The organism is Simplicispira sp., assembly GCF_028687295.1.
Lineage (GTDB): Bacteria > Pseudomonadota > Gammaproteobacteria > Burkholderiales > Burkholderiaceae_C > Simplicispira > Simplicispira metamorpha.
Window position 1 is genome coordinate 1 of sequence record NZ_JAQUAL010000130.1, and the last position, 9,315, is coordinate 9,315.

Genomic DNA, 9,315 nt, shown 5'->3' on the forward strand with positions numbered 1-9,315 from the left:
GGTGGTCAACAGCAAGGCGGCCCAGCGGAACAGCTTTTTCAGGCCCAGGATCATGACCGCATGGCGAAACGAGGTGATCTCGCACGACAGGCCGAACCCCGAAGAGTTGATAAAACGCAGCAGGTTAAAAGACAGCGTAGGGTCTTTTTTGAGCAGGTCTTCGATCTCTGCGGTGCTGGCCTGTTTGCGCACCAGGTTGATGAGCTGCACGACCGTCGCTTGCGATGGCCGGATGGTGTGTGCTTGCACCAGCGCAGGTTTGGCAAACCAATACCCCTGAAAGAGTCTGACGCCCAGATCCGCCATGAGCTGGTGCTGTTCGGCAGATTCGACTTTTTCTGCGATCAGCTGTGCGTTGGTGTGTGCGCGCGAGAACTTCACCAGCGATTCGGCCGTTTCGGGAGCGAAGGTCATCATGTCCAGCTTGATGAACGCCGCCAGCGGTAGCCACGAAACGTACTGGCGGCGCAGGATTTGCTCGCTGAACGCCAGGCGAAAGCCCTGCTTGCGCAAGCCCTCCAGCGTCGGGATGCGCCCTTCAATATCTTGCAGCGTGGCCGATTCAGGCAGGGTGGGTACTTCCAGCACCACTTTTTCGGGGTGGATGAGTTCAAGGTGGCCGCCCGAGAGGCTCTCGTGCGTGCAGTTGATGAAGACCAGCTTTTCGCCTACCAGCGACTCGGTACCTGCGTAAGACAGCGCGTTGAACAACAGTGCTGCATCGCTGGCGGCGCTGTGTGCGTCAGATGCCGTGGAGCGGTCGAACAGTTCGTACCCAAAGACGGCCTGGTGTGAGTCCACGATCGCCTGGCGGGCAATCATGGCCAGATTGTCGGCCTCTGCGGGTCGTGTAGCCAGGAGGGTATCGGGGGCTGCTTGCTCGGGTGTACTGGACATGGGGGCTACGAAATGGTTTGCCGTTGATTCTAGGAGCGATGGCCTGATCGTGCCCGTTCGCAGTCATTCACCGAAATGGTCGGCCCAAGCCAGGGCTTGCAGGTGGGCGCCGTTGATTTGCTGGCTGGTCAGTTGCAGGGTGCTGGCCGCGCGGTCAAAGGCAGCATCGTCATTGGACTCGCACGCCCTTGCCAGGGTCAGCAGGTGCCCCAGAACGCCCTCGCCACGCAGCAATGCGGCTTCCGCGCTGGGAGGCACGCTCAACAGGCCCAGTGCGGTTTCCATGGGCATGCCCAGCATGGCGTCGAGCATGGAGAAAATGCCCACCACAAATGCCTGGTCGGCTTCTTCCTGGCCCATGGACTCCAGCGCCAGCAGCTCCATGAGGCGGCCACGCACCACCGCAGTTTGTCCTACGGACGATGGCGTGCCGCTGGTGCGCGACGTGGTCAGCAGCAAGGCTGCCCAGCGAAACAGCTTTTTCAGGCCCATGAGCATGACGGCCTGGCGGAACGAGGTGATTTCGCGGGCCAGGCCAAAGCCCGAGGAATTGATCAGCCGCATCAGGTTGAAGGCCAGGCCCGCATCCTTTTTGAGCACTTCCTCAATGTCTTCAGTGCTGGCCTGGTTGCGCACCAGGGTGATCAGCTCCAGGATGCTGGTTTGTGCTGGCGTAATCAGTTTGGCCTGCACCAGCGCCGGGCGTGCAAACCAGTAGCCCTGAAAGAGCTGCACCCCGTGGCTGGAGACCATGTCGTACTGCTGCGCAGTTTCGACTTTCTCGGCAATCAGGTCAGCGCGCGAGTTCCGGTTGGCGTAGCTGATCAGAACCGCCAGTTGGTCGGGGGCCAGCAGCGACAGGTCCAGCTTGATGTAGTCGGCCAGCGGCAGCCAGGCGGCATAGGCCGATTGCAGCACCGTGTGGTTGAACGCCAGGTGAAAGCCCCGCGCGCGCAGCGCCGCCAGTGTGGGCATGCGGGTGGCCACTTCTTCAGCGGCGACATGGCCCAGGGGCGGAATCTCCAGCACGACCTTGTCGGGGTCTACCAGCTCCAGGTGCCCGCCCACCAGGCTTTCGTGGGTGCAGTTGACGAAGATGAGTTTTTTGCCCACCAGTTCATCGGTGCCCGCGTGCGAGAGGGCGGTAAATACCAGCGCCACGTCGGTGGCAGCGGTGTGGGTGGGGCCTGAGCGCGAGCGGTTGAACAACTCATAGCCGACAACGGCGTGCTGCGCATTCACGATGGCCTGACGGGCAATCATGGCCACATTGGTCTGCGGGGTGGCGGGAGACCCGGTAGCGGTGGTGCTCGACATGGGATGGGCTTTTCGGTAGAGGCTGCAATCTGCGTTGCTGGGCATTTTAGGAAGAATTGGGCGGGTATCAGCCCTGGAGCAGCCATTGCAGTTCGGCTTCTGTGAACCCGGCCTGGCGGCGTGCGGTTTCATTGAACGGCGGTTTCAAGCGCGGTGCTTCGTAGCGTTGTACCAGAGTTGTGTAGTGGGACTCGGGATGCAGTCCCTCGCGCTCGCACAGCCAGCGGTACCAGTGGTTGCCGATGGCCACATGGCCTACCTCTTCGTGCAGGATGGTGTCCAGAATGCTAACGGCGGCCAGCGCGTCGGGGGTGCCCACCTGGCGCAGCTTGCGCTGGATCAGCGGCGTGGCGTCCAGTCCGCGCGCCTCCATGGTGCGCGGCACCAGCGCCATGCGCGCCACGATGTCGTGCTGCGTTTTCTCGCACATCGTCCACAGGCCCTGGTGCGCCGGAAAATCGCCGTAGTCGTGGCCCATGGTGCGCAGGTGCGCGCGCAGCAGGCCAAAGTGCTGGGCCTCTTCGGCGGCCACCTGCAGCCAGTCCAGGTAGTAATCGCGCGGCATGCCGCCAAAGCGCCAGATGGCGTCCAGCGCCAGGTTGATGGCGTTGAACTCGATGTGGGCAATGGCGTGGATGAGCACCGCCCGCCCCGCGTGCGTGGCCGGCGAGCGCCGCGCGACCTCGGTGTGGCGCAGCAGCAGCGGGCGCGCCGGGTGCCCTGGCAGGGGCGGGCTGTCTGGGGGGATGTGGGGGTATTTTCTGCTATTGAAAGAGTAGCTGCTTGCGCATACGTAGCAAGCGTTGCAGCCGCTTTTTCATCAGGGTCGGTCAGGTGCAAGACCTGCAAGGCACGGTGGCGAAGTTCCATCCCTACAATTGTAGGAAAGCCTGTGGCGTCCCGGCGCCGCATCCCATCCGCTCCTTGCCCACTTTCTTCTGCCAAACAGGACTTTCACATGGCCATTTATGCAATTGACGGCGTCGCCCCCCACATCGCAGCCACCGCTTGGGTGGCCGACAGCGCCCAGGTCATGGGCCAGGTGGAACTGGGCGAGGGCGCCAGCGTTTGGTTTGGCGCCGTGGTGCGCGGTGATACCGACCGCATCACCATCGGCGCGGGCTCCAACATCCAGGATGCCAGCGTGCTGCACGCCGATGCGGGCCAGCCCTTGCTGGTGGGCGAGCGCGTTACGGTAGGGCACCAGGTGGTGCTGCATGGTTGCACGATTGGCGATGAATCTCTGATCGGCATTGGTGCCGTGGTGCTCAACGGCGCCAAAATCGGCAAAAACTGCCTGGTCGGCGCGGGCGCCCTGGTCACTGAGGGCAAAGAGTTTCCCGACGGCTCCATGATCCTGGGCAGCCCGGCCAAAGCGCTGCGCCAGCTCACCCCCGCGCAAATCGAGGGCCTGCGCCAAAGCGCCCGGCATTACACCGACAATGCGCGTCGTTTTCGCGACGGCCTGCAAAAAATCGGCTGAGCGTGTTTTTTACCCTCTGAGGAATCCCCTGCGTGTCTGAACTCCACAAGTTTTTGTTTGACGGCCAGCCTGTGCGCGGCGCCATCGTGCGCCTGACCGATGCCTGGACTGAAATGCTGCGCCGCCGCCAGGCCAACACCACCACGGGCGCTTACCCCGTGCCGGTCAGCGAGCTGCTGGGCGAGATGGCAGCCGCTGGCGTGCTGATGCAGTCGGGCATCAAATTCAATGGTGCGCTGGTATTGCAGATTTTTGGCGATGGCCCGGTCAAGCTGGCCGTGGCCGAGGTGAAGTCCGACCTGTCGGTTCGTGCCACGGCCACGCTCAAGGGCGATGTGGCGCCGGGGGCTGCGCTGAGTGCCCTGGTCAATGTGGGCGGCGGTGGCCGCTGCGCCATCACCCTGGACCCCGAAGACAAGTTTCCGGGGCAGCAGCCCTACCAGGGCGTGGTGCCGCTGGTTGATGCCCAAGGGCGCAAGCTCGATCGCCTGAGCGATGTGCTGTCGCACTACATGTTGCAGTCCGAGCAGCTCGACGCCACGCTGGTGCTGGCCGCCAACGACCAGGTGGCCGCAGGCTTGCTGGTGCAGCGCATGCCGCTCAAGGGCCAGGCCAATATCGCTGCGGGCAGCGCCCACCGCGAGGACGAAGACCAGATCGGCCAGAACGAAGACTACAACCGCATCGCCCACCTGGCCGCCACCCTGACGCGCGATGAACTGCTGACGCTAGATGTGGACACCATCCTGCACCGCCTGTTCTGGGAAGAAAAACTGCTGCGTTTTGAGCCACAGCAAGGCGAGCAAGGCCCGCGTTTTGCCTGCTCGTGCAGCCGCGAGCGCGTCAGCCGGATGCTCCAAAGCCTGGGCCAGGACGAGGTCGAGAGCGTGTTGGCCGAGCAAGGCCAGATTGAAGTGGGCTGTGAATACTGCGGTCAGCAATACCACTTTGATGCTGTGGATGCGGCACAGATTTTTGCCGGGCCTGCCGTCAGCCCGCCAGCCCCTGCCAGCGTGCAATAAGGCCGCAGCCCGCCCACGGCGGCGGGTGGTGCTTTAGCGCGGGGTGTACTGCACGAACACTTCACCCTGCTTGACCATGCCCAGCTCGCTGCGGGCTTTTTCCTCGACCATGTCCAGCCCCTCTTTCAGGTCGTGCACCTCAGAGGACAGGCGTGCGTTGGCCTCTTGGGCCTGGACATTGGCGGCCTCATGGGCCGCCAGTTTTTGGCGCATCTCACGCACATGGGGCACGCTGCCGCGCCCTTGCCAGAGCTGGCTTTGCAGCAGTGCCAGCAAAGCCAGCAACACCACGGGAACGAGGCGGTTGACCATGGTGTGTGCTCAGGTGATTGCGCTGCGAAAAACCTGCCTGCTTAGCGCAGGTTGTAGAACGCGCGGCGGCCGGGGTAGTAAGCGACTTCGCCCAGGTCTTCTTCGATGCGCAGCAGCTGGTTGTACTTGGCCATGCGGTCGGAGCGGCTCAAGGATCCGGTCTTGATCTGGCCAGCGTTCGTGCCCACGGCGATGTCGGCAATGGTGCTGTCTTCGGTTTCGCCCGAGCGGTGGCTGATCACGGCGGTGTAGCCTGCGCGCTTGGCCATCTCGATGGCAGCGAACGTTTCCGTCAGTGTGCCGATCTGGTTGATCTTGATGAGGATGGAGTTGGAAATGCCCTTCTCGATACCTTCTTGCAAGATTTTGGTGTTGGTGACGAACAGGTCGTCGCCCACCAGCTGCACGTTTTTGCCCAGGCGCTCGGTGATGTGCTTCCAGCCGTCCCAGTCGCCTTCGTGCATGGCGTCTTCGATGCTGATGATGGGGTACTTGTCGCACCAGGTGGCCAGCATGTCGGTCCATTGTTGGGCGGTGAGCTTGAGGCCGCCTTCGCCTTCGAGCACGTAGTGACCGTCTTTGTAGAACTCGCTGGCGGCGCAGTCCAGGCCCAGGGCGATTTGTTCGCCGGCGGTGTAGCCAGCAGCGTCAATGGCTTGCAGGATGAGCTGGATGGCCGCTTCGTGGTTCTCGACGCTGGGGGCAAAGCCGCCTTCGTCGCCCACGGCGGTGCTCATGCCCTTGTCGTGGATGATTTTCTTCAGGGCGTGGAACACTTCGGCACCCCAGCGCACGGCCTCGCGGAACGACGGTGCGCCCACGGGGATGATCATGAACTCTTGAATGTCCAGCGAGTTGTTGGCGTGCGCGCCGCCGTTGATGACGTTCATCATCGGCACGGGCATTTGCACCGCGCCCATGCCGCCAAAGTAGCGGTACAGCGGCAGGCCAGCTTCTTCGGCGGCAGCGCGGGCCACGGCCATGGACACAGCCAGGATGGCGTTGGCGCCCAGGCGGCCTTTGTTCTCGGTGCCGTCCAGGTCGAGCAGGATTTTGTCCAGGAAAGCTTGCTCGGAGGCGTCCAGGCCCAGCACGGCTTCAGAGATTTCGGTGTTGATGTGTTCCACGGCCTTGAGCACGCCCTTGCCCAGGTAGCGGCTCTTGTCGCCGTCGCGCAGCTCGATGGCTTCGCGCGAGCCGGTGGAGGCGCCCGAGGGCACGGCAGCACGGCCCATCACGCCCGATTCGAGCAGCACGTCGCATTCGACGGTGGGGTTGCCGCGGCTGTCCAACACTTCACGGCCTACGATGTCAACAATGGCACTCATGGTCTTCCTTTGAGGGGTTTTGAATCAAATCGGGCTGCAAGGCTTACGGGGTAAGCGCGAGCAGCTATGCTTTTTGTAGTAATTGCGGGTCAGGCCCAGGCGGCCAGGCGGTCTTCCAGAAAGCCGTGCTGTTTGGTCACGGTGTCCAGCGCCACCAGGGTTTCCAGCAGGGTTTTCATGTGCTGCAACGGCACCGAGTTGGGGCCGTCGCTCATCGCCTGGGCTGGATTCGGGTGGGTTTCCATGAACAGGCCGGCCACGCCCACGGCCACGGCGGCGCGCGCCAGCACCGGCACCATCTCGCGCTGGCCGCCGCTGCTGGTGCCTTGGCCGCCAGGCAGTTGCACGCTGTGCGTGGCGTCAAACACCACCGGGGCGGCGCTCTCGCGCAGGATGGCCAGGCTGCGCATGTCGGACACCAGGTTGTTGTAGCCAAAGCTGGCGCCGCGCTCGCAGGCCATGAAGTTGTCTTCGGGCAGGCCCGCCTCGCGCGCAGCGGCGCGGGCCTTGTCGATGACGTTCTTCATGTCGTGGGGCGCCAGGAACTGGCCCTTCTTGATGTTCACCGGCTTGCCCGACTGCGCGACAGCACGGATGAAGTCGGTCTGGCGGCACAGGAAGGCGGGCGTTTGCAGCACGTCCACCACCTGGGCGGCTTCGCGGATGTCGTCTTCGGTGTGCACGTCGGTGAGCACCGGCACCTGCAATTCGCGTTTGACCTTGGCCAGAATTTCCAGCCCGCGCTCGCGCCCGGGGCCGCGAAAGCTGGCGCCCGAGCTGCGGTTGGCTTTGTCAAAGCTGCTTTTGAAGATGAACGGAATGCCCAGGCTGGCGGTGATTTCCTTCAGTTGCCCGGCCACGTCCATTTGCAGCTGCTCGGACTCGATCACGCAGGGGCCTGCGATCAGGAAGAAGCGCTGATCCAGCCCGACATCAAAGCCGCACAGTTTCATACGCTGGCCTCGGCGTGGGTCGCTTCTGCGGCAGCAGGGGTTGCGCTGGCGGCCTTTTGCGCCTGCTGGTGCGCAATCGCTGCCTTGATGAAGGCGTTGAACAGCGGGTGGCCCGCCCATGGCGTCGATTTGAACTCGGGGTGGAACTGCACGCCCACGTACCACGGGTGTACGTTTTGGGGCAGCTCGACGATTTCGGTCAGGTGCTCGCGCTGCGTCAGCGCCGAAATCACCAGCCCAGCCTGGCGCAATTGATCGAGGTAGTTGACGTTGGCTTCGTAGCGGTGGCGGTGGCGCTCGGTGACTACGTCGCCGTAGATGCTGTGCGCCAGCGTGCCTTTGGCCACGTCCGAGCTTTGCGCGCCCAAGCGCATGGTGCCGCCCAGGTCGGAGTTGGCATCGCGCGTCTGGATGCTACCGTCGGCATCTTTCCACTCGTTGATCAGGGCAATGACCGGGTGGGGTGTAGCGGGGTCGAACTCGGTGCTGTTGGCGCCGGTCAGGCCCGCCACGTGGCGGGCGTATTCGATGGTGGCCACCTGCATGCCCAGGCAGATGCCCAGGTAAGGTACCTGGTGCTCACGGGCATATTGGGCGGTGCAGATTTTGCCTTCCACGCCGCGCTGACCAAAGCCGCCAGGCACCAGGATGGCGTCGTACTGGCCCAGGCTGGCCACGCCCTCGGGGGTGATGGTTTCGGAGTCGATGTGGTCGATCTTCACGCGCACATGGCTTTGCATGCCGGCGTGGCGCAGCGCCTCGTTGACCGACTTGTAGCTGTCGGACAAATCCACGTATTTGCCCACCATGGCCACCCGCACCTGGCCCTGCGGGTGCTCGGTTTCATGCACCAGTGCATCCCAGCGCTTGAGGCTGGTGGGCGGGGTGTTCAGGCGCAGCTTGTCGCAGATCAGGCCGTCCAGGCCCTGCTCGTGCAGCATGCGCGGCACTTTGTAGATGGTGTCCACGTCCCACATGCTGATCACGCCCCACTCGGGCACGTTGGTGAACAGCGAGATTTTTTCGCGCTCTTCGGCGGGCACCTTGCGTTCGGCGCGGCACAGCAGCGCATCGGGCTGGATGCCGATCTTGCGCAGCTCCTGCACCGTGTGCTGGGTGGGTTTGGTCTTGAGCTCGCCCGCCGTGGCAATCCAGGGCAGGTAGGTCAGGTGGACGAAGGCGGCGTTGTTGGGGCCCAGCTTCAGGCTCAACTGGCGCACGGCCTCCAGAAACGGCAGCGATTCGATGTCGCCCACGGTGCCGCCGATTTCGCAGATGGCCACGTCCACCGCATCGGGGGTGCCGATGCCAGCGCCACGCTGGATGTATTCCTGGATTTCGTTGGTAACGTGCGGAATCACCTGCACCGTTTTGCCGAGGTAGTCGCCGCGGCGCTCTTTTTCAAGCACCGACTGGTAAATCTTGCCGGTGGTGAAGTTGTTGGACTTCTTCATGCGCGTTTCAATGAAACGCTCGTAGTGGCCCAGGTCAAGGTCGGTTTCGGCACCGTCGTCGGTGACAAAAACCTCGCCGTGCTGGAATGGCGACATGGTGCCCGGGTCCACGTTGATGTACGGGTCGAGCTTGATGAGGGTGACTTTGAGGCCCCGCGATTCGAGGATCGCGGCAAGGGAGGCTGAGGCGATTCCCTTGCCCAGGGAAGACACCACACCGCCGGTGACGAAGACAAATTTGGTCATGTCATGTGTTGGTGGTGGGAAATCGGGATTATAGGTGTCTGCTAAATTGCGCCCCATGAAAGAGCTTGCTGGCAAACACATCGTCCTGGGCCTCAGCGGAGGCGTAGCCTGTTACAAATCGGCGGATTTATGCCGCCTGCTGATCAAGGCGGGCGCCACCGTGCAGGTGGTCATGACCGAGGCGGCGGCGCAGTTCATCACCCCGGTGACCATGCAGGCGTTGTCGGGCAGGCCCGTCTACGGTTCGCAGTGGGATGCGCGCGAGGCCAATAACATGCCGCACATCAACCTCTCGCGCGAGGC

At 63.2% G+C, this 9,315-nt stretch carries 9 protein-coding genes and 1 pseudogene; 3 read left to right on the forward strand and 7 right to left on the reverse strand.

Annotated elements, in window-relative coordinates:
- The 3 genes and pseudogenes from PHX69_RS12865 to PHX69_RS12875 all read right to left on the reverse strand — a co-directional run.
- The coding region (locus PHX69_RS12865) for an EAL and HDOD domain-containing protein (protein ID WP_288044172.1) at positions 1-897 on the reverse strand (897 nt) is incomplete at its 3' end.
- Positions 898-960: 63 nt separating this feature from the next.
- Entirely contained in the window at positions 961-2,214 is a 1,254-nt protein-coding gene (locus tag PHX69_RS12870) for an EAL and HDOD domain-containing protein (RefSeq protein ID WP_119011903.1), read from the reverse strand.
- A gap of 67 nt (positions 2,215-2,281) precedes the next feature.
- Positions 2,282-3,084 (reverse strand): annotated as a pseudogene (locus PHX69_RS12875) (ferritin-like domain-containing protein).
- A gap of 88 nt (positions 3,085-3,172) precedes the next feature.
- Here PHX69_RS12875 and PHX69_RS12880 point away from each other — a divergent pair.
- Entirely contained in the window at positions 3,173-3,697 is a 525-nt protein-coding gene (locus tag PHX69_RS12880; RefSeq protein ID WP_288044174.1) for a gamma carbonic anhydrase family protein, read from the forward strand.
- A 32-nt stretch (positions 3,698-3,729) separates the two neighbouring features.
- Positions 3,730-4,719 (forward strand): Hsp33 family molecular chaperone HslO, encoded by a 990-nt coding sequence (gene hslO, locus PHX69_RS12885; RefSeq protein ID WP_119011796.1) that lies wholly within the window; start codon positions 3,730-3,732, stop codon positions 4,717-4,719.
- A gap of 33 nt (positions 4,720-4,752) precedes the next feature.
- On the opposite strand, the gene PHX69_RS12890 is transcribed toward hslO, so the two are convergent.
- The 4 genes from PHX69_RS12890 to pyrG form a co-directional block, all read right to left on the reverse strand.
- A complete protein-coding gene (locus tag PHX69_RS12890) occupies positions 4,753-5,031 on the reverse strand; it encodes an FtsB family cell division protein (protein WP_119011797.1) in 279 nt (92 codons plus the stop codon).
- A 41-nt stretch (positions 5,032-5,072) separates the two neighbouring features.
- Complete coding sequence (gene eno, locus PHX69_RS12895; RefSeq protein ID WP_119011798.1) at positions 5,073-6,359, reverse strand: phosphopyruvate hydratase; 1,287 nt, start codon at positions 6,357-6,359, stop codon at positions 5,073-5,075.
- A gap of 89 nt (positions 6,360-6,448) precedes the next feature.
- Positions 6,449-7,312, reverse strand: coding sequence for a 3-deoxy-8-phosphooctulonate synthase (kdsA, locus tag PHX69_RS12900; protein WP_288044176.1), 864 nt, complete (start codon positions 7,310-7,312; stop codon positions 6,449-6,451).
- Entirely contained in the window at positions 7,309-9,012 is a 1,704-nt protein-coding gene (gene pyrG, locus PHX69_RS12905; RefSeq protein WP_119011800.1) for a CTP synthase, read from the reverse strand. The genes kdsA and pyrG overlap by 4 nt, the downstream gene beginning before the upstream one ends.
- Before the next feature lie 55 nt (positions 9,013-9,067).
- On the opposite strand from pyrG, the gene PHX69_RS12910 reads away from it, so the two are divergent.
- On the forward strand, positions 9,068-9,315 hold a 248-nt coding region (locus PHX69_RS12910), incomplete at its 3' end, for a flavoprotein (RefSeq protein WP_288044179.1).